At 43.4% G+C, this 18622-nt stretch carries 22 protein-coding genes and 3 tRNA genes; 11 read left to right on the top strand and 14 right to left on the bottom strand.

Annotation, left to right across the window (positions count from 1 at the left end; genetic code table 11):
* The first annotated feature begins 51 nt into the window (after nucleotides 1–51).
* From PHI74_01615 to PHI74_01590, 6 genes are all read left to right on the top strand, one after another.
* Complete coding sequence (locus PHI74_01615) at nucleotides 52–240, top strand: hypothetical protein (GenBank protein ID MDD5484711.1); 189 nt, start codon at nucleotides 52–54, stop codon at nucleotides 238–240.
* A gap of 102 nt (nucleotides 241–342) precedes the next feature.
* Nucleotides 343–666 carry a hypothetical protein gene (locus PHI74_01610; protein MDD5484710.1) on the top strand — a complete coding sequence of 108 codons (324 nt, stop codon included), beginning with the start codon at nucleotides 343–345 and terminating at the stop codon, nucleotides 664–666.
* Nucleotides 667–672: 6 nt separating this feature from the next.
* On the top strand, nucleotides 673–987 hold the full coding sequence (locus PHI74_01605; GenBank protein MDD5484709.1) for a winged helix-turn-helix domain-containing protein: 315 nt from the start codon (nucleotides 673–675) through the stop codon (nucleotides 985–987).
* 9 nt (nucleotides 988–996) lie between these two features.
* Nucleotides 997–1317: a hypothetical protein gene (locus tag PHI74_01600; protein ID MDD5484708.1), complete on the top strand. Its 321-nt coding sequence runs from the start codon at nucleotides 997–999 to the stop codon at nucleotides 1315–1317.
* Nucleotides 1318–1326: 9 nt separating this feature from the next.
* Complete coding sequence (locus PHI74_01595) at nucleotides 1327–2151, top strand: hypothetical protein (protein ID MDD5484707.1); 825 nt, start codon at nucleotides 1327–1329, stop codon at nucleotides 2149–2151.
* Nucleotides 2144–2515: a hypothetical protein gene (locus PHI74_01590; protein ID MDD5484706.1), complete on the top strand. Its 372-nt coding sequence runs from the start codon at nucleotides 2144–2146 to the stop codon at nucleotides 2513–2515. The genes PHI74_01595 and PHI74_01590 overlap by 8 nt, the downstream gene beginning before the upstream one ends.
* A gap of 366 nt (nucleotides 2516–2881) precedes the next feature.
* Here PHI74_01590 and trpA read toward each other — a convergent pair whose 3' ends face one another.
* The 7 genes from trpA to PHI74_01555 are packed head-to-tail and all read right to left on the bottom strand — an operon-like array spanning nucleotide 2882 to nucleotide 9308.
* Complete coding sequence (trpA, locus tag PHI74_01585; protein MDD5484705.1) at nucleotides 2882–3688, bottom strand: tryptophan synthase subunit alpha; 807 nt, start codon at nucleotides 3686–3688, stop codon at nucleotides 2882–2884.
* Nucleotides 3685–4875 (bottom strand): tryptophan synthase subunit beta, encoded by a 1191-nt coding sequence (trpB, locus tag PHI74_01580; protein ID MDD5484704.1) that lies wholly within the window; start codon nucleotides 4873–4875, stop codon nucleotides 3685–3687. Before trpB ends, trpA begins: the two co-directional genes overlap by 4 nt.
* On the bottom strand, nucleotides 4872–5534 hold the full coding sequence (locus PHI74_01575; GenBank protein MDD5484703.1) for a phosphoribosylanthranilate isomerase: 663 nt from the start codon (nucleotides 5532–5534) through the stop codon (nucleotides 4872–4874). Before PHI74_01575 ends, trpB begins: the two co-directional genes overlap by 4 nt.
* Entirely contained in the window at nucleotides 5528–6301 is a 774-nt protein-coding gene (gene trpC, locus PHI74_01570) for an indole-3-glycerol phosphate synthase TrpC (GenBank protein ID MDD5484702.1), read from the bottom strand. The genes PHI74_01575 and trpC overlap by 7 nt, the downstream gene beginning before the upstream one ends.
* Nucleotides 6298–7347 (bottom strand): anthranilate phosphoribosyltransferase, encoded by a 1050-nt coding sequence (trpD, locus tag PHI74_01565; protein MDD5484701.1) that lies wholly within the window; start codon nucleotides 7345–7347, stop codon nucleotides 6298–6300. The genes trpC and trpD overlap by 4 nt, the downstream gene beginning before the upstream one ends.
* Nucleotides 7348–7353: 6 nt before the next feature.
* Nucleotides 7354–7932: an aminodeoxychorismate/anthranilate synthase component II gene (locus PHI74_01560; protein ID MDD5484700.1), complete on the bottom strand. Its 579-nt coding sequence runs from the start codon at nucleotides 7930–7932 to the stop codon at nucleotides 7354–7356.
* On the bottom strand, nucleotides 7929–9308 hold the full coding sequence (locus PHI74_01555; GenBank protein ID MDD5484699.1) for an anthranilate synthase component I family protein: 1380 nt from the start codon (nucleotides 9306–9308) through the stop codon (nucleotides 7929–7931). The genes PHI74_01560 and PHI74_01555 overlap by 4 nt, the downstream gene beginning before the upstream one ends.
* Nucleotides 9309–9426: 118 nt before the next feature.
* On the opposite strand from PHI74_01555, the gene pheA reads away from it, so the two are divergent.
* Nucleotides 9427–10233, top strand: coding sequence for a prephenate dehydratase (pheA, locus tag PHI74_01550; GenBank protein MDD5484698.1), 807 nt, complete (start codon nucleotides 9427–9429; stop codon nucleotides 10231–10233).
* A 267-nt stretch (nucleotides 10234–10500) separates the two neighbouring features.
* Here pheA and yciH read toward each other — a convergent pair whose 3' ends face one another.
* The gene (yciH, locus tag PHI74_01545) at nucleotides 10501–10809 is read right to left on the bottom strand and encodes a stress response translation initiation inhibitor YciH (protein ID MDD5484697.1); all 309 of its coding nucleotides are present in this window, start codon (nucleotides 10807–10809) and stop codon (nucleotides 10501–10503) included.
* Nucleotides 10810–10976: 167 nt separating this feature from the next.
* Between yciH and PHI74_01540 the strand changes: the two genes are divergently transcribed.
* The 3 genes from PHI74_01540 (at nucleotide 10977) to PHI74_01530 (ending at nucleotide 11354) form a co-directional block, all read left to right on the top strand.
* Nucleotides 10977–11050, top strand: a tRNA-Val gene (locus PHI74_01540).
* A gap of 26 nt (nucleotides 11051–11076) precedes the next feature.
* Nucleotides 11077–11177: transfer RNA gene (locus tag PHI74_01535), tRNA-Gln, on the top strand.
* 71 nt (nucleotides 11178–11248) lie between these two features.
* Nucleotides 11249–11354, top strand: a tRNA-Trp gene (locus PHI74_01530).
* 48 nt (nucleotides 11355–11402) lie between these two features.
* Here the strand turns inward: PHI74_01530 and PHI74_01525 are convergent.
* Nucleotides 11403–13253: a threonine--tRNA ligase gene (locus tag PHI74_01525; protein MDD5484696.1), complete on the bottom strand. Its 1851-nt coding sequence runs from the start codon at nucleotides 13251–13253 to the stop codon at nucleotides 11403–11405.
* A 444-nt stretch (nucleotides 13254–13697) separates the two neighbouring features.
* Here PHI74_01525 and PHI74_01520 point away from each other — a divergent pair, with 444 nt between their 5' ends.
* Complete coding sequence (locus PHI74_01520; protein MDD5484695.1) at nucleotides 13698–14162, top strand: hypothetical protein; 465 nt, start codon at nucleotides 13698–13700, stop codon at nucleotides 14160–14162.
* A 190-nt stretch (nucleotides 14163–14352) separates the two neighbouring features.
* Here the strand turns inward: PHI74_01520 and PHI74_01515 are convergent, their stop codons facing one another.
* From PHI74_01515 to moaC, 5 genes are all read right to left on the bottom strand, one after another.
* Nucleotides 14353–15117 (bottom strand): TatD family hydrolase, encoded by a 765-nt coding sequence (locus tag PHI74_01515; GenBank protein ID MDD5484694.1) that lies wholly within the window; start codon nucleotides 15115–15117, stop codon nucleotides 14353–14355.
* Between the two features lie 38 nt (nucleotides 15118–15155).
* Nucleotides 15156–15728 (bottom strand): hypothetical protein, encoded by a 573-nt coding sequence (locus tag PHI74_01510; GenBank protein MDD5484693.1) that lies wholly within the window; start codon nucleotides 15726–15728, stop codon nucleotides 15156–15158.
* A gap of 528 nt (nucleotides 15729–16256) precedes the next feature.
* Nucleotides 16257–17474 (bottom strand): tRNA (N(6)-L-threonylcarbamoyladenosine(37)-C(2))-methylthiotransferase, encoded by a 1218-nt coding sequence (locus PHI74_01505; GenBank protein MDD5484692.1) that lies wholly within the window; start codon nucleotides 17472–17474, stop codon nucleotides 16257–16259.
* Nucleotides 17471–18163 (bottom strand): RNA methyltransferase, encoded by a 693-nt coding sequence (locus PHI74_01500; GenBank protein ID MDD5484691.1) that lies wholly within the window; start codon nucleotides 18161–18163, stop codon nucleotides 17471–17473. Before PHI74_01500 ends, PHI74_01505 begins: the two co-directional genes overlap by 4 nt.
* Nucleotides 18153–18620, bottom strand: a complete 468-nt coding sequence (moaC, locus tag PHI74_01495) for a cyclic pyranopterin monophosphate synthase MoaC (protein ID MDD5484690.1) — start codon at nucleotides 18618–18620, stop codon at nucleotides 18153–18155. The genes PHI74_01500 and moaC overlap by 11 nt, the downstream gene beginning before the upstream one ends.
* Between the last annotated feature and the right edge of the window lie 2 nt (nucleotides 18621–18622).

Raw genomic sequence — 18622 nt, 5'->3', positions numbered from 1 at the left:
AAGATTAAGTCAATTAATGCTACATTGATTAATGTCAATTGAGTGAACAAGATGGATAAAGAGCAACAAGACCAAATAATAGGGAAAATCCAGAATTTGGCTAAAAAATATTATGGTTTCAATAAGTATAGAAGCAGAAAGTATGGTGAATTATTTGAGGATGAATATAATCAGAGGAATTTTAAATGGTTTTTCCAATACTGCCATAGCAGTACCAAACTAGACGCTTTGCAAAATTAAAATTATATTTTACGTTATTTTTTATACTCTTAGTTTATGATATATAAATTGACGAAAAATATTTAAATATGATGACATCGTAATGTATATAGATGGTTTAATATGTATAATAAGGAATTAATTATAGAAGAAGTCCGTGAAGAGTTATCTAAAATCAGACAGCTATTGGAGTTTATTGCTAGAGGAAACTTGAAAGAAGAATTAGAAAAGATAGCTACGACACCGGAACGAAAGAGGATTTGGACACTATGTGACGGATCTTTAAATACACAAACCCTCGCAGAAAAAACTGGAGTGGCTCAAAGAACCGTTCAAATCTTTATAAAGGAGTTAGGTGGCGTAGATTTAATTGAAATTGAGAAAAGAGGTTATCCAAAACGCAGATTCAATTATGTACCATCTGAGTGGAATTTAGAAAAGGGGTGATTAAAAATGCCTGATGAAATTCAAAAAGAAATATTGGACCGATTAGAGAGTTTGAATTTAAATTTGGGATTATATCTAAATCTATTCAAGTTGGTCAATGCGGATAAAATAGCAGAGATGAAACAAAATATGCTTAAACCAGAATTAAGAAGACAAATATACGACTTATGTGATGAGCCTAAGAGTGCTAAAGAAATCGCTAAAGAACTAAATATAAGACCTCAAAATGTTAGATACCACTTAAACGAATTAACATTGATAGGACTACTTTTTTATAAACAAGATGGAAGAGAGAGACGTTATTTCAAGACATTAGAATAGGGTGATAAGATGGATAATGAAAATATTGAAATCTTAAAAGAGATATCCTATAAATTAGATCAACTGATTGTTTTGTTTAGATTAGGAAGTAGAGATGAAATAGAAAGATTTAAAAAAGATTTAAAGAAAGATAAGGTTTTTCTAAAGATTTTAGACTATGCTGATGGTTCTTTGAGCTATTCAGAGCTAACAAAGAAAGTCGCAGATGAAACGGGCTTTGCTGAAATTACAGTCAAGCAAAAACTTTCCACTCTAAAAGATATGGGTGTATTAATCTCAAAAAGAAAAGGCAGAGAATCGTATTATGAAAATACAGGGCTATTTGATTAGAGGCTAAATATGGCACGACCTGCAAAAAAACCTGAAGAAAGGGAACTAAATGCCGTTTATAATGCTATTGAGGATTATATTTTTGAATGCCATAAACTTTGCTCAATTAAGGAGATTTCTGAACGGAGCAAATTAAATAAAGATAGATGTAAAAAGGTTTTAAACAGTCTAGTAAAGGACAAGAGAGTATATGAGATATATAAGTCTACCAATGCTGTTGTATATATTCCAACATATATGGTAGATGAAATTCTAAGGACTCAAAATAAACCGAGATGGGTTGAAAACTATCTATTCGATGAAAAGAAAAATAATCTTGAAAAAATTGAAAGATTCAAAGAAGAAATTAAGCCATGCGAAATGTTTGAAAGCTTACTTTATGCTACGAGCACCCCATTAGAGGATGCAGTTACTTTCGCGTTGGATTGGTTGGAATTTAACGATGTGAAGCATCTTAAAGAAGATCCTGATAATCATGATATCGAATTTAAGTATAGTGGCAAACTGTATTTGGTTGAGGTAAAAGGAAAAGGTAAAGAAGGTGATAAAGAGGACATTCAACAATTAGAGGGGTGGGTTAAAAAGAAAATAGTTAATGAAGATATGAAAATAGATGAATTAGAAGGTTTGTTTGTTATTAATCACTATAGAAAAATTGATCCGAAAGAAAGAGATGATCCTTTAACCCCTCATGCAAAGCAGTTTCTTAAGTTACATAATTTTAAATTTATAACTACTCCTTACCTGTTCAACTCAATCAAAAAAATTCGGAACTCAGAAATGACAAAAGAAGAAGTACAAGAAGATATTTCAAAAGGTGAAAAATATGAATGATGAAAAACTCGACAGAATAATCGAACTTTTAGAAGAGATCTTGAAATGGACAAGGTTTGAGGGGATGCAAGAAGTTAAAAATGTCCTTAAGATAGAATTAGACGATGATACTAAGAAAATCATTTATGAACTAAGTGATGGAGAAAGTAGTCCTAAAATAGCTGGAATGGCCAAAACCGCACCACAAACTGTTAGGAGATATTGGTATAAATGGTCCAGAATGGGGTTGATGGAAATTCATCCTAGCCATAAGAAGAGATTTCGTAAGGTCTTTTCATTAGAAGATTGTGGGATGGAGGTACCCGAGACCAATAAAGAAAAAATAATCGTGTTAGATGAGAATGATGAGAGACAAAAGAGCTAAAAATATATGACAAGAGCAGGTAATATTGAGCACAAAGAAGATATAAAATTCCCCCCTAAAACCAATCCATAACCACCAAATCTGGTGATAAAACTCCGAAAACCCTCATAAAATGTAATCAAAATGGAGCCACAATTCAAAGACAATAAGATCATACCGAAAGAGAGAATCTGGATGTCATATCCCGCCTCTGGCGAGATTAGTCGGATCTCCATTAGGAGATCGGACGTTTGATTAAACTTTGGTTTAAAGTTTATTTTTCAAATTTCAATCCCACTATGGTCTGATTTTAATGTTGCTAGTCATTGTGCGCCCAAACTCGATTTCAATCCTTGTTTTGCTCTAGACTTTTGCAACTTAACCCTCTTAAATATGTGTTGCCTCTTTGAGTTGCGAGACAAATTCCCTAATCTCTCTCAACATTTTTTCTTCATCATCCTTGTTCTGGGCTATGATATTCACCAGGGCGCTTCCGACAATGGCACCGTCAGCACCTGCTCGGATGACGTCCTGCACGTGAGCAGGAGAAGAAAGGCCGAAACCAACAGCTATGGGTATCTTTTTTTCTGCAGCCCTTCTAACCTTGCAGACCATATCTTTCACCGCTACAGAGAGTTCTTTTCTGGCTCCAGTGACCCCCAGCAAACTAACCAAATAGATGAAGCCATGGGCAGCGCTTGCTATAACCCCCCTCCTCCCCTCCGTAGACGTCGGAGCTATGAGCGGGATGAAGTCCACCTCGTTCTTATTCGCCTCGATTATCGCCTGTCTGGCCTCTTCTATGGGCAAATCCGGGATTATTATGCCGTTTATTCCGCTCTCTGCACAATCCCTCATGAAACGACCGATCCCCTTGTGGAGAACGAGGTTGTAGTAGGTAAGGCAAATGAGAGGTATGTCCGTATCCTCTCTGATCTCCTTGATAATATTGAAATATAAATCCGGGTTCATGCCAGCGTTGAGCGCTCTCTCAGATGCAGCCTGTATCGTAGGACCATCCGCAATCGGATCCGAAAAGGGCAGGCCCAATTCTATCATGTCAGCCCCGCCCTTCTCCAGCGCGTTAACTATTTTTTTAGTTAGGTATAAAGAGGGGTCTCCTGCCATCACGTAAACGATTAGAGCGCCCTCTCGATTTTCCGAGAGCTCCTGGAATTTGTCAGCAATCCTCATATGTTTATACCTGCCTTTTCTGCGACGATCATGACGTCTTTGTCCCCTCTGCCTGAAAGGTTTATCACGATTATCTGACTCTTCCCCATTTTTTCTGCTTCCGCTAGCTTGCAGGCATAGGCAACGGCATGCGCGCTCTCTAGGGCTGGCATTATTCCCTCCGTCTCGGTCAGAAGTTTAAAGGCAGCCAGCGCTTCATCATCTGTAATACAATCGTACTTGACCCTTTTCTTGATTTTGAGAAATGAATGCTCTGGACCCACGCCCGGGTAATCCAATCCGGCGGAAATGCTGTGAGTCGTTGATATTTGCCCATACTCGTCCTGCAAAACATAGCTAAGGGCTCCATGGAGCACGCCCTCGCCCCCTGCAATCAAGGGAGATGCATGCCTTCCTGTCTCAATGCCCTCCCCGCCGGCTTCAATGCCATACATGGCCACATCCTCATCAAGAAAATCGTAGAACATCCCAATGGCGTTGCTTCCCCCACCGACACAGGCGATCACTGCATCCGGCAGTATCCCCTCCTTTTCGAGTATTTGCCCCTTGGTTTCCTTGCCTATGATCCTCTGAAAGTCCCTCACCATCATCGGGTAGGGGTGCGGTCCTACGACTGAGCCCAGCAGGTAATAGGTCGTCTCGACATTCGTGACCCAGTCTCTCAAAGCCTCATTGACTGCATCTTTAAGGGTCTTACTTCCGCTCTTGACGGGATGGACTTTTGCGCCAAGCAACTTCATCCTAAACACGTTCAACCTTTGCCTTTCCATGTCTTCCACGCCCATGTATACCTCGGGCTTCAGGCCAAGTGCAACAGCGGCAATGGCAGTTGCGACTCCATGTTGGCCTGCTCCGGTTTCCGCAATTACCCTCTCCTTCTTCATTCGCTTAGCCAAAAGTGCTTGTCCCAGGGTGTTATTTAACTTGTGCGCACCACCGTGTAAGAGATCCTCTCTTTTCAGATAGATCTTCACGCCCAGCTTCCCTGAGAGTTGCCTGGCGAAAAAAAGAGGTGTAGGCCTGCCAGCGAAATCCCTGAGATATACCTCAAGCTCTCTTTTAAACTCGGGGTCATCTCTAAACTTGGCATATGCACTATCGAGTTCCTCCAGCGCTGACATCAGGACCTCGGGGACGAACTGGCCCCCATATCTTTCGAACTTGCCTTCCTTAGGATAATTATTCACGTACAACTTTTGGCCTCCTTAGCAGATTTTATGAAGGATTTTACCTGGGACGGGTCTTTCTTTCCTGGGTAGAGTTCAACCCCACTTGCAACGTCGACTGCATAGGGCTGGACAACTTGGACTGCTATCGATACGTTCTCGGGCGTAAGTCCTCCCGCGAGTATGAGCGGCAACCCTATTTTATCTTTTATCCCCCTGCTGACCACCCAATCGTGCGTCATACCGGTCCCACCCTCCCTGAAGGTGACAGTATCCAGCAGCACGAAGTCTGCGATTTTTTCCAAATCCTCTAAATAGCCCGCCTCTGGGCATTTCACATTGCCCTCTAAGTCTATGTGAACGGTCTTGATGACTTTCGTTCCCTTGGGGATGGAGGACTTTACTTCACGAACAAAACTGTTCGGCTCATATCCATGAAGTTGAACCGCATAGGGCCTGAGATCTCTTACAACCCTGAGGACTTCACCAGCAGACCTCGGCATGATGACGGCAACCACGCTTTCCATACCCTTGGAGATCTCGATCGCCTTCTCCAATGAAACCTTTCTCTGAGTGTCGACGGGAACGTCTATGATTAGGCCAATCATGTCAGCCCCACTTTCAACCGCCATGACAGCATCTTCGGCGCTCGTGATCCCGCATATCTTCACTTTCACCATATTTCAACCGCCTGCACGAATTTTTGAAGCATCTCTCCTGGTACCTTGGAACGCATCAGGACGGTACCGATGAGAACCGCATTTGCGCCTGCTCCCATCAAAAACCTTATGTCCTCTGCGGTCCTGATGCCGGATTCGCTTATCAAGATCGTATCGCTTGGCACATATCCTGCCAACCGTTTCGTGACGCCAAGATCAATTTTTAGCGTGTGAAGGTCTCGATTGTTTACTCCGATAATCTTTGCCCCTGCATCTACCGCGAGCTTGACATCCTGAGCACTGCGACACTCAACGATCGCCTCCAATCCAAGGTCCTTGGTTAGAGCTAAGAAATCTGATAGTTTATCGCCGGCGCAGGAGGAGATCAGGAGTATGGAATCAGCACCATATGCAGCACTCTCATGGATTTGGTATTCATCGACGATGAAATCCTTTCTGAGAACTGGCAGGTCGACCTCTGATTTCACTTCAACCAAGCTATCGAGACTCCCCCCGAAATATTTCGGCTCCGTCAGAACTGATATCGCAACAGCTCCGCCGGCCTCATAATCTTTAGCCAGTGCTCTCACATCAAGAGGCTTTCTCAGAAGACCCTCAGATGGAGACCTGGGTTTTATCTCTGCTATGATCGGGATGAATCTGGAACGGAGGATGGCTTCAGAAAGACTGCGCATCCCGCTCTTCCTGGCAGGCAGATCGTTCACCGGAACTTCCCGTTTTCTAACCTCAACCTCCTTTCTAACGTCAGATATTATCTCGTCGATCAAAGTTTCGCCTCCAGACCTTCGAGCTTGGAGGGGTCGCCTTCAGTAGCCCTGACCAATTTCCTGAGGATATCATAGGCTCTCCCGCCGTCCATAGCCTCCCTCGCAATCTCAACGCCCTCCTCAAAGCCCTCAGCTTCGCCTCCGACCAAGATCGCAGCGGCAGCGTTCATCAAGACAACGTCCCTTCTCGGACCGTCGCCCCCATTGAGCAACCTGATCATCAATAATACGTTATCTTCTATGCCATGTCCCAGGATTTCCTCATAATCAGCACGCTCGAATCCGATATCCTCAGGCTTCAGGATGTACGTGTTTACATTGCCATCGCACAACTCAGACATCCTCGTCTCGCCCACATTGGAAATCTCATCCAGTCCGTCAAGACCGTGAACGACCATTGCATGCTTCGTGCCCAGCCCTTTCAAGACGTTGGCGAGGATTTCCGTCATCGAAGGGTCATAGACTCCCAGGACTTGCGCCCCAGCCCCGGCAGGATTAGTCAGCGGACCAAGTACGTTGAAGACTGTTCTGATTCCAATCTCTTTTCGCACAGGGGTTGCATATTTCATTGCGCCATGAAACACCGGGGCAAACATGAAACCAAACCCTATGCGCTCAATGCATTTCTCAACATTTTTAGGCTCCAGTCCTATATTCACGCCACACATTTCCAACACATCAGCACTTCCGCACTTGCTGGTCACAGACCTGTTGCCATGTTTTGCTATGGGTATTCCCGCTCCGGCAGCCACTAGAGCTGAAGCGGTGCTTATGTTGAAAGTCTTTATTTTATCTCCGCCCGTTCCGCAGGTATCCACGAGAATTCCCTTGACTTTGGGCTCTATCCTCGAGCAAAATTCTCTCATGACTCGTGCAAAAGCCGTTATCTCTTCAACCCTTTCCCCTTTTAGCCTCAGACCTGTCAAAAAAGCCGCTATCTGAGCATTGGTAGCCCTCCCGGACATTATCTCTTCCATTGTCTTTCTGGCTTCTTCTTCGCTAAGGTCCTCACGCCCGATAACCTTTGAAATAGCCCTCTCGATCATGTATGTTCACATCTCCAAGAAGTTTCTGATGATTTTCTTGCCGTCATCGGTTAAAATCGACTCTGGATGGAATTGAACGCCTTCTATTGGATAATCTTGATGGCGAATGCCCATGATCTCCTCCTGATTCGTCTTGGCGGAAATTTTTAGGCAAGTGGGAAAGTTTTCATGTGAGACTATCAAGGAGTGATATCTCGTAGCACAGATGGGGTTTTTGATGTTTTGAAAAACCCCTTCTCCATCGTGATGGACCTCGGATGTTTTTCCATGCATTATCCTCTTAGCATGTACCACCTTCGCCCCAAAAACGTACCCGATGGCTTGATGGCCAAGACAGACACCCAAAACGGGAGTGCTGCCTCCAAGTTTTTTGATGACTTGCAGAGAGACACCGGAATTTTCTGGCCTTCCAGGACCGGGAGATATCACTACCTTGTCTGGGTTTATTTGTTCTACTTGTTCAATATCAACATCGTTCCTCAGGACAGAGATTCTCGCTCCAAGCTCTCCAACATATTGCACTAAATTATAGACGAAGGAGTCATAGTTGTCAATAACAAGGACTTTCTGTTTGTCGAGGGTCATTGGTTCTCCTCCACCGATTTAACCAAGGATCCCAGCTTATGCTTCGTCTCGTAAAACTCCCTCTCCGGATCCGATTCTGCAACGATGCCTGCACCAGCCTGAAAGTGGGCTTTCTTTCCAAGCGCAAACATGGTTCTGATCGTTATTGCAAAATCCATGTTCCCTGAGAAATCGAAATAGCCTACAGCGCCCGCATATGGGCCTCTCTTGCTCTTCTCCAATTCTTCGATTATCTCCATGGCTCTGATCTTCGGCGCACCGGAGACAGTTCCCGCTGGGAATGTGGCACGAAGGGCATCAAAAGCACTCTTGTCTTTTTTTAGCCTAGCCGTGATGTTTGAAACGATGTGCTGGACATGCGAGTATTTTTCCACGCTGCAGAGATCATTGACCTTGACACTTCCGTACTCGGCAACTCTCCCGAGATCATTTCTTCCCAAGTCGACCAGCATTATATGTTCTGCTCTTTCCTTGGCATCCAGCAACATGTTCAATTTCAATTTTTCATCTTCCTCCACATCCACGCCCCTTGGGCGTGTTCCAGCTAGCGGCCTGAGCATTAGCTCTTCATCCCTGAGTCTGACCAACATCTCTGGCGAGGACCCGGCAACCTTAGCATCACCAAAATCCAGATAGAACATGTACGGAGATGGATTGATCTCACGCAGAATCCTGTAGGAATGCAGGAGATCGCCCTCATACGTTCCCGTCAATCTTCTTGAAAGGACGACCTGGAATATGTCTCCGTCCTCGATGTACTCCTTCGCCTTTACCACATTATTTTCAAACTTATCCCTCCTAATATTACTTTTAGTGGAAGACAGGGAAAGTTCCCCTATCCCTATATCAGCCCCCTTTTTAACCATTTGTTCGATCTTTTCTGCCTCACGAGCATAGGAGATGAGGAAAGCATCCCTTTTGACGTGATCAAAACACAAAATATGAGCTGGGATGATAAAATGGGCATCTGGGTAATTCAGGTCATCTCCAAGCAAATCAGGAATTTTCTCAAAAAACCTCACAATATCGTATGAGAAGAAGCCGACCATGCCACCGGAGAACGGCAATATGTCTATTCTCCCGCATCTAAAGCGCTTGAAAATCCTCTCCAGTTCTTTATAGGGATTATCTACTTTGGAGCTTTCACCATTTACCTCTATTGTTTTGCCCTTTGACCTAAATTCAAAGATTGGATCGAAGCCAATGAAAGAGTACCTTGCAGTCCTCGCCCCCCCTTCAACTGACTCTAAAAGGAAGCTCTTACCGCCGGAGAACTCCCTTATCGCGGAGTAAACTTTTAAGGGATCGAAATGGACATCTATGCGCCTGACACTATTTGTCAGTACCTTTTCTTCAAAGTCCAAGTAATCCACCATAGCCATAAACAATCTTTAAAGTACTATATAATACTTTTGTGTATAGATATGTACATTAATAACTCTCAAATAAGGGATTGCGTTTATTTATATAGATATTCATATCGTAAAAACAATCATGATCCTCGGACTGCTGGGACCGGAAGGAACATTTTCAGAAAAAGCTGCAAACAAGTGGGACCCTACGGCAGAGCTGCGATACTTTGAGAGTGTTTCCGATGTTGTAAAGGCTGTAGTCGATGAAGATGTGGATTACGGAGTGGTTCCCATAGAAAATTCTCTCGAAGGGTCAATTGGTATGAACCTCGATGCACTACTTGAACAGGATGTTAAGATTGCCGGCGAAGTGGTCGTTCCAATTCGACATTGTCTATTGGCAAAGGGGGATATCTCGGATATCAGAGCCATCCTTTCACATCCCCAGGCATTGGCGCAGTGCAGGCATTCCATCAAAAATCGCTTTGGGGATATTGAAATGATAGAGATGACGAGCACCGCACTTGCCGCCAAACGGGCGTCTGAGTCCAAAGAAACGGCAGCCATCGCCTCGGAGAAATCTGCGACCAAGTATGGTCTGAATATACTCTTGCGAGATTTACAAAACCAAAAGGAGAATTACACACGATTCGTCGTAATCGGAAAGATAACTCCAGAGCCAACCTCCCAGGACAAAACTTCCGTAGTCGTTTATCTGCAAGAAGACCGACCTGGAGCACTATATAAGATGTTAGGCGAGTTTGCCTCCAGAAACATCAACCTGACAAAGATCGAGTCCAGGCCAACGAAGAAAGCACTTGGCGATTATTTATTCTATATTGACCTAGAGGGGCATATTAGAGATGAAAAAGTCCATGAGGCTTTGAAAGCTATCGAGAGGAAAGCAGGCATGCTCAGAGTATTGGGATCATATCCAAAAGCCGAGTAAAAACGAAAAAAGTTCTTAGTGGCAATGATAGTGGGTGGTGCTTACTATTATTCTTCACAGCACCCAAGGGTGATGCACTGAACATGTTTTGAGGATGGGGACCCAAGTACAAAATGCAACGATGTCACGTTTTAGCTTTTTACCCTATTTTAACCGGGGCAAAAGGGTGATCTGAGTAACAATAGAATGCAACGTAAGCTAGATAAGGTGTACTTGACCATCACAGTAATCTGAGATTTTAAAAGGAGGATAGCAGAACTTTTCGGATCATGACCTTATCTGTTCGGCGTTGAAACCCCTTTCTATGAGTATATTTCTCACCCTATCTTTGTGATTTCCCTGGAGCTCTATTTGCCCTTGTTTAGTCGTTCCACCGCATGCAAGCTTCGACTTTAAATGACTAGAAAGTTCATCAATGTCAATGTCATGAGGGTCCAGGCCCTCGATAATTGTGACTTCCTTCCCATACCTTCGCTTATTCACCTTTATCGCTATTCTCTGTTGCTCTTTTGCCACTTCCTCGCAGATACAAAGCTCGCTTGGTAAGCCGCAAACAGCACACATTTCTGAACTCATTTTTTGGTGAAAACCTCCGAAGTGATTATGCTCCTTACTAGCATATAGAAAGAACAGTTAGTTAAGCCTTACGATAGACTAATATGTTACTAACGACAGGATACTATGAAAAAAGGAATACCAAGGTTTCTTAGAAAGAAATTCTAAGGATAAATGAATCCTCCTTCGGGCCCGTGGTCTAGTTGGTTATGACGTCGCCTTTACACGGCGAAGATCATGCGTTCGAATCGCATCGGGCCCATGCAAACTTTTTTAAGGTTTGCTGACAGTCCCGTAGGGTAGTGGTCAATCCTGTAGGCCTTTGGGGCCATTCGCAATAAAAAAGTCGAAGAAAGCCTGCGACGACGGTTCGAATCCGTCCGGGACTATCTGAAAGGGCTCTGCTCCTTTCGAAATTCCAAGAAAGACGATGAGGAGAGATGCGCAGTCACTCCTTGATGGGGCTGTGGCTTAGTCTGGTAGAGCAGCGGGCTCCAGATCAACTAAAAAAGGTTGATAAAAAGGGGGATACCCGCCGATCGTGGGTTCAAATCCTACCGGCCCCATTTATAAAGCATAGAACGCGTTTTCACAAATTTTAAAATTTAAACAAACTAGACAAACCTCGGCCTAGCAGACAATCTCATTGGCAATGGAAGTGATCCTTTGGATAGCCCGCCAATCTGTTCTTCTATCAATGCAATCAGCTCAGATGGGCTCAACTCTTTTTTAAAGTCAGCCCTGGCAGTCACGCTCAATGTTCCCTTTGCAACCTCCTCATCGCCTATGACTACGACATAGGGGATCCACTCTTTTCCAGCATCACGGATCTTCTTTCCCAATGTTTCGTCTCGATCGTCCAAATCGACCCGGATGTTTTCTTTCTCTAGGAGTTTCGCAACGTCTTCTGCCCTCGCCATATGTCTGTCAGCTATTGGTACTATTCGAACCTGTGTCGGCGACAGCCAGATGGGCAACGTCGGCAATTTCCCTAACTGGGCATCCATGTGTGCCTTCTCCAATAATGCATAAATGCATCTCTCTATGGCTCCGCTCGGAGAGCAATGAAGGATGACTGGCCTGCTCTCCAAATTGTCTGCACCGGTATAAGAAATATCATAGCGCTCTGCATTCTCCACATCTATTTGCACCGTGGATAACGCGCCTGCCTTATCTAACGCATCTACGAAGTTGAACTCGAACTTGAGTACAAAATAGAAGAAGCGCTGATCCCACATCTCGATCAATACGGGCTTATTTACGATCCTGACCAAGCTGAGGATAAACTCCCTGTTGTCATCATAAAATGCCTTTGTGAATCTAATGCCGACCTCATAATCGCTGGTGCTTAGCCCTATGTCTCCTAGGACGTCCATGCTCATTCTGTACTGCTTTTTGAACTCGTCCATGGCTTGGGCCATGTTCATGCATATGGTGTGTAGGTCCGGCATGGTGAAGGCACGAAGGCGACGCAGGCCAACAAGTTCGCCCCTTTGTTCTTTCCTGAAGCTGTATTTTGTCAGCTCAAACATCTTCAGTGGCAAATTTTTGTATGAAATCGTCATATCGCTATTCATCAAAAACTGACCGAAGCAAGCTGCAAACCTTAAGAACAATTGCCTTTTATCAGAGTCCAACGAATATTGGCGTGCTGGGAACCGCTCCAAATAATTTTTCAGGGTGGGATGCTCCACGTCATACATGATCGGAGTCTCCACCTCCATGGCACCATAGTCCAGCAATTTTGTGGTTACGTAAGCTTCCAATAATTTTTTCATGAGACGCCCCTTCGGATAAAAACGCATGTTGCCCGGATCAGAAGCGGGTTCATAGTCTGCTAACTCAAAACGGCGCATCAATTCCACATGGGGAGGGGTTTTGTCCACTGCTCTGACTTTCGAGATCTCGTAATTTACAAACTTTTCCAACTTTTTATGTTTAGAGAAATCAAATTTATCCGGAGTGATGAGTTCGCCCTCGGGTGTCAGGACATACCAATAGGATTTTGCCTTCTCGGCTTTCAAAGCTTTGGTTTCCTTCTCAGTGGCAGGTCGAATGGTTCTGGAAAGCTCAGAAAGAGGATGTCCCTTACAACTGATTTTGAAGGACTTATACCAACCAAACGGAGCGCGCGCGACCTCCAAGTAAGATTTTAACTTCTCCTCTGTTCTCTGAAGAACCTCAACTGCAACCTTTGGTGATGATAGGTCAGAACTCAGATGTGCGTAGGGGTACACCAGAACACGCTCGGCTTTTACTTGGTTGGCAACTTTCTTGATTTCCTCCGCAGCCTGGTTCGCCACATCTAGGGGGTCGGTCTCGTCCACTTTCTCTACAGCGATGAATGCTACCAGAACTTCCTCCATACGCCCTTTTTTGCGTTCATCCTCGATCTTCTCTGCCACAGGAGTATCTTTTTGGACCTCATATTCGATGTAATCTGAATGGATGAGCAATAGTTGCATCTTTTCACCTATACCCCTATTATACGCAATCAACGTTAAATATTGAGGTGAGCTCAAATATTTTTGGTTAAAGCAAGGTTGATATCAATCAATGCAATAAAAAATATTTCTACTGACTTTATTCTTGATTAGTACTTTATTTGTTCATCAAACATCCCCCGAAATATTCCATTAGCTGGATGGCGAAGTGGATAAAAGGAAGAGGTAATAATCTATTGAGGGATAAATTTCAACATCTTAAAAGGTGATGATCGGGTCACTTATGGGCTCCAAGTTGTTATCATGGTTCGGTGGGACATGGATGGGAGGTAATGGAGAGGTATATATCGAAACAGAAGGATTATAACTATGAGAGAGATGAAGCTATACTGTAGTGGTAGCAAATGAAGAAAAAGAAAAAACGTTCAAAAACAGTTACTAAAACATCGTCATACATGGAGGGTGATGAAGATGTGTAAGAAGTGGTTTAAGGAGCACTTTGAGGAAATTCCATCCTGGGTGATGAATATAATTTTGATTGGTGCTATTTTTTGTATCCTTGTGTTGAGATTTTTTAATAAGTTCCTGGGAAACGATACTCAACTTCTCCAAATACTGGCCATACTCTTTGGTACTTTGGTAGTGGGAAATTCAATCACTAATCTAAGAAGTAAAACAGTCCAAAACGAGCTCATTCGCTCAAATATCGACATTATTAATTACTGTATCACTAACAAGAAGCTCATAATCGAGACTTATAACGCTGCAAATAGTAAAAATTTAGACAATACGCAAACAGATAATGCTAAAAAGGAAGCGGATAACGCCTTGCAATGTTATAACGAATATTGTAAGGAGCTAAGAAAAATTTGTGACGGGGATATTGTAGATAAGGCCTTCAAAAAAGCCTTAGGAGAGCTTAAAAAATAGATTTGTCCAGACAAAAACGAATAATATAGTGTCTTATAAAAAAAATCGAAAAGTTTTTAAAATAATTCTTCATATTCTAGAAATGGATGCCTCGGAATTTATTCCGGTGTCGTTGACTTTAGAGGTTGTTGATATTGATGTATATGTTGAGTAAAGACGAGAAGAGACGAGAAGAGAGAAAACAAGAGAGTTAAACCTCTCCGATCCATTTTAAATAACTTGTTTTGACGGCATCTGCTACTTCTCTTGGGGAGATTTCCTTTAAACTGGCTATCCTCTCTATTAGCATAGGCATGTCCTTGGGCGACATCCCATAGACAGGTGCATCGCTTTCAGTCAGGATACACTCAATGGGGGTTGTTTTAATCAGCTTATCATATCTATTCGACTTTAAGCATGCTGGGGTAAATCCAATATAACAACCAAGATCAACAGCTTCTTGGAGTTGTTTTTTGCTACCGCAAAACCAGTGAAGGAGGGGTTTAACTCTATAATTTTTTAATATTTCCAGAACTTGGGGCTGTGCTTTTCTGGAATGGATGTTTACTGGCAGATTTTTTGCTTCCGCGATTTCGAGGAACTGGCCAAATATTTTTTCTTGCAAGTCTTTATATTGCCTAAAATCAGGGCTTAAATCAAGACCTATTTCCCCCAGCCCTTCTACTTTATTTCCATTGACAAGATCCAGGACTCGTTTCACATATGGAAGATTGTCAGGTGTTATACTATCAGGATGGTAACCTAGAAATTGTTTGGCTAGAGTCAAACCCCCGGACCTTAATGCCGAGGTCCTGTCATAGGACTTTATGTCAGTGGAGACCGCCACTATATTGATGCATAAACTCCTGCATTCTTGCAGAACGGACTCTTCTAGAAGATCAACATGGCAGTGGCAGTCATAATACTTGATCACATTATTGCTCTCTTCAACTCGTTGAATATTAGGTATCCTCATGAATAAATCTATTTTGTGAGTGCTTTTTTTTTATGTAATTAACCATATTCTTCTATTTGGAGCTCCCATGCAAAACTCGATTCCATATTCAAGTAGAAGGTATCATGACCTGTGTGGACGTATGTGGTACCGCTGTATATCTTATTATTAGCGGCAATGGCATGGGGTACCGTCGTTATATTGTCTATATGAGATACGTATCTTCCTGCCTCGATGTACTGGCCTTCTGGATATATGGTAAAATAGAAACGTCCATATGCTGGGCACAAGGGATCTATTGTAAAACTCCAACGAATTCGCCATTCGTCCTCGTTAATCATAAATGATTCTGTTCTAAGGTTCCCTTTTCCTGAGATGGTGGTAACATTATGCCAGGATTTTTGTGTGGATGTGGGCGTAGAAGTTGGTGTTGGTGAGGGAGTAGGTGCAGGTGTTGGTGTTGGCGTTGGGACTGGTGTTTGTCTTGGTGTTGGAGTTGGTGTGGTCGCTGGTATTGGTCTTGGTGCTAGGGTGGGGGTTTGGGTTGGCGTGACTGTCTCCTCTTGAACACATCCTGAAAACGTTGTAGTTAGTAAGCTAAACACTAAAATCAAGACAATTTTTCGTTTCATGCTTTTGTCCCCACTGAGCTAAAACATGCATCTCTTCAAATATTAAAGTTAACGTCTAATTGGTTCTGTTTTCATCCTTACAACCTTCTGATGATATTTACAAATCAACACCATACTTCCTGAAATTGGGAGACAAATGCAAGGAGGAGTAGAAGACATTGTAGCTGAAAAGCTCATCTTTCCACGCTTCCAGAAGTTGTTTTTGAAGTTCATACAATAAATAAAGGATTCAAGACTAAATGCGATAGCTTGGATGTGAATCGGTCTTGAGAGCTGTTGCGTTATCCAACGTTATCTGAACTTCAGAAAGGGCTGGGCATATACATATATCTGACCTCATCCTTAATCGAAGAACACAAAGCCTACAGAAAAGATGGATTTGAACTCTAGGTATTCTACCTGACAAGACATTCATTCAACTGCTGAGAAGTGATTTCCGTTTCGTCAGATTTAGCGATCACCAACGCTTAAAAGGAATTTCACAAAGAAAAAGCGAGAGAGTACAAAAAGATTGGGTAGGGCTAAATATTAAGTATACCTTAACAATTCCCCTATCAGATAGTTTGTTCTCGCACCCACTATCCTAACAGGATGTTTTTCGCCAAGCATCAAGTTCTCTTGGATTACTATGTTTCTATAGGAGGAGTCTCGCGCTATCACCGAGCCATCCTTTCCTTTTTCAGTCACAATTACTTCTGTAAGCAAGCCAACAAGCGACCTGTGAAGTTCATATGCGATCTTATGATGGGCTTTTGTGAGTACTCTTGATCTCTCCTTTTTGGTCCTCTCAAGTGTATCAGGCAGACTTGCTGCAGGCGTATTTGGCCTAGGGGAGAATCTGGTAATGTTTACTTTTGTGGGTTTGGTTTCTTCCAGCAATAACACAGTTCTTCCAAAGTCCTCTGCACTTTCGCCTGGATAGCCCACGATGAAGTCAGTGGAAAGTGTAATACCTGGAAACCGCTCACGGAATGTATCCACTATTTTAACATAATCAGAAACCGAGTAGCCCCTGTTCATGCTTTTCAATATACGATCTGAGCCAGATTGGACGGGCAGATGCAGGAACTTAAATACCTTGGGATCGTCAAATGAATCCACGAGGTCATCGAGGATTTTTGTCGTAGTAAGGGGATTCATCATTCCCACTCGGATATAAAAGTCGCCATCTATTCCCGTGATATGATTCAACAAATCTGGTAAGCCAACCCCGATATCCAGTCCGTAGGCAGCAGTATCTTGTGAGGTAATCAGTATCTCTTTCGCTCCCGCTTCCACCAATCCTTTTACCGAGTTGACGATCGTCTTTGGAGGATAGCTCTTTAGGTCACCCCTTGCCTGTTTCACGATGCAATATGAACAGTGCCCAACACAGCCCTCTGAGATAGAAACAAGGGCTGTCACATCTCCCGGGCAAATTTCGTTTTTTGCTGGAGACTGCTCCCCCAATATACTTGCCAGAGAGGGTATGGACCTGGGGGTGATCGTTTTCCAACCTGAAACGAGATCGGGCTGAGCTGCGGGCAAACAACCTGCAACGATCGTTTTTTCTTTTTTTAGCTCCCTAAGACGCTTGATCATTCTGCGCTCTGTCCTATCTGTAACTGTACACGTATTCACGACTATTATATCTGAGCTCTCAATGCTATCGGCTATCTCGTAGTTGTTTTGAAGCAGGAGGGTTTTAATACGCTGGGAATCGCTTTTATTGGCTGTACATCCGTATGTCTCAATATATGCCTTCATCTATTGATCCGCCATTCAATTTTCCGCAATATGCCTCTAAGGGTTTGTACCTCCCTTCCCGTCAGTATCGCCCTCCCAAGGATACGACGTAGCATCAATAGCGTCTTAGCACACTTATGCTCAGGATAGCCCACTTGCTCCAAGACAGATCCACAATGCGCATATAACCTCTCCAAGTCATCGTGCTTGGCCAAGTTGATTTTTCCCGGGGGAATGCCGCTCAATTCGTAAAGTATCACGGCTACAGCATGGGACAAATTCATAACCGGGTATTCATCGCTGGTGGGGATTTTTAGGATCATATCACATTGCTTGAGTTCCTCGTTGCTCAATCCTGCATCCTCTCTACCAAAAACCAGAGATATAACTCCCACCTTCTTATCCAACTTCTCTTTTAACTCCGCTGGAGCGTAAAACGGCATCCTGATGTGCTCATCATCCGACGTTCCAGCAGTTCCAGTCGTACCCACTATTAGATCCGAAGTTGCGACAGCTTCTTCAAATGAGCAAGCGATTTTGCAGTTATCCAGGATATCGATGGCGTGGGATGCCATGGCCCGGGAGAGATCGCCCAATTCGGATGGATTGACCAACACCAGGTCTGTGAAGCCGAAATTTTTCATCACTCTCGCGACTGAGCCAACGTTGCCTTCATATTTTGGTTCGACGAGCACTACATCATATCTCATTCTTTGCCTTTTTTATCACAGAAATGTCCTCGATAATCGTAAACGGATAATTCCCAGTTTCATCCTTTTCTGCTGACTTTACCATATCCCAGATCGTGAGCAGTGCAACGCTGACCCCGTGGAGTGCCTCCATTTCCACACCGGTCTTTCCTACGGATTTCACTCCCACGGTAGCTTGGATATAGGGATCCTCTATCTCAAAGTCTACATCTATGCTTGTTATAGGGATTTGATGACACATCGGGATGATCTCAGGTGTTCGCTTGACAGCCTGTATCGTTGCAATTCTGGCAGTGGCTAGAACGTTTCCCTTTTCAACTACGCCATCTTTTATAGCCTGGATTGTAGAGGTACGGAGTTTGATCTTACCAGTCGCAATTGCATATCTGGCAACTACCTTCTTATCACTTATATCCACCATCTTTACCTTTTCACCCTTAACGTGTGTAAATTCCATAT

Source organism: Methanocellales archaeon, assembly GCA_028715985.1.
In the GTDB taxonomy this organism is placed as follows: Archaea; Halobacteriota; UBA148; order UBA148; family UBA148; genus UBA148.
The sequence above is the reverse complement of the archived record's forward strand: the minus strand, read 5'-3'. Positions and strand labels throughout refer to the sequence as shown.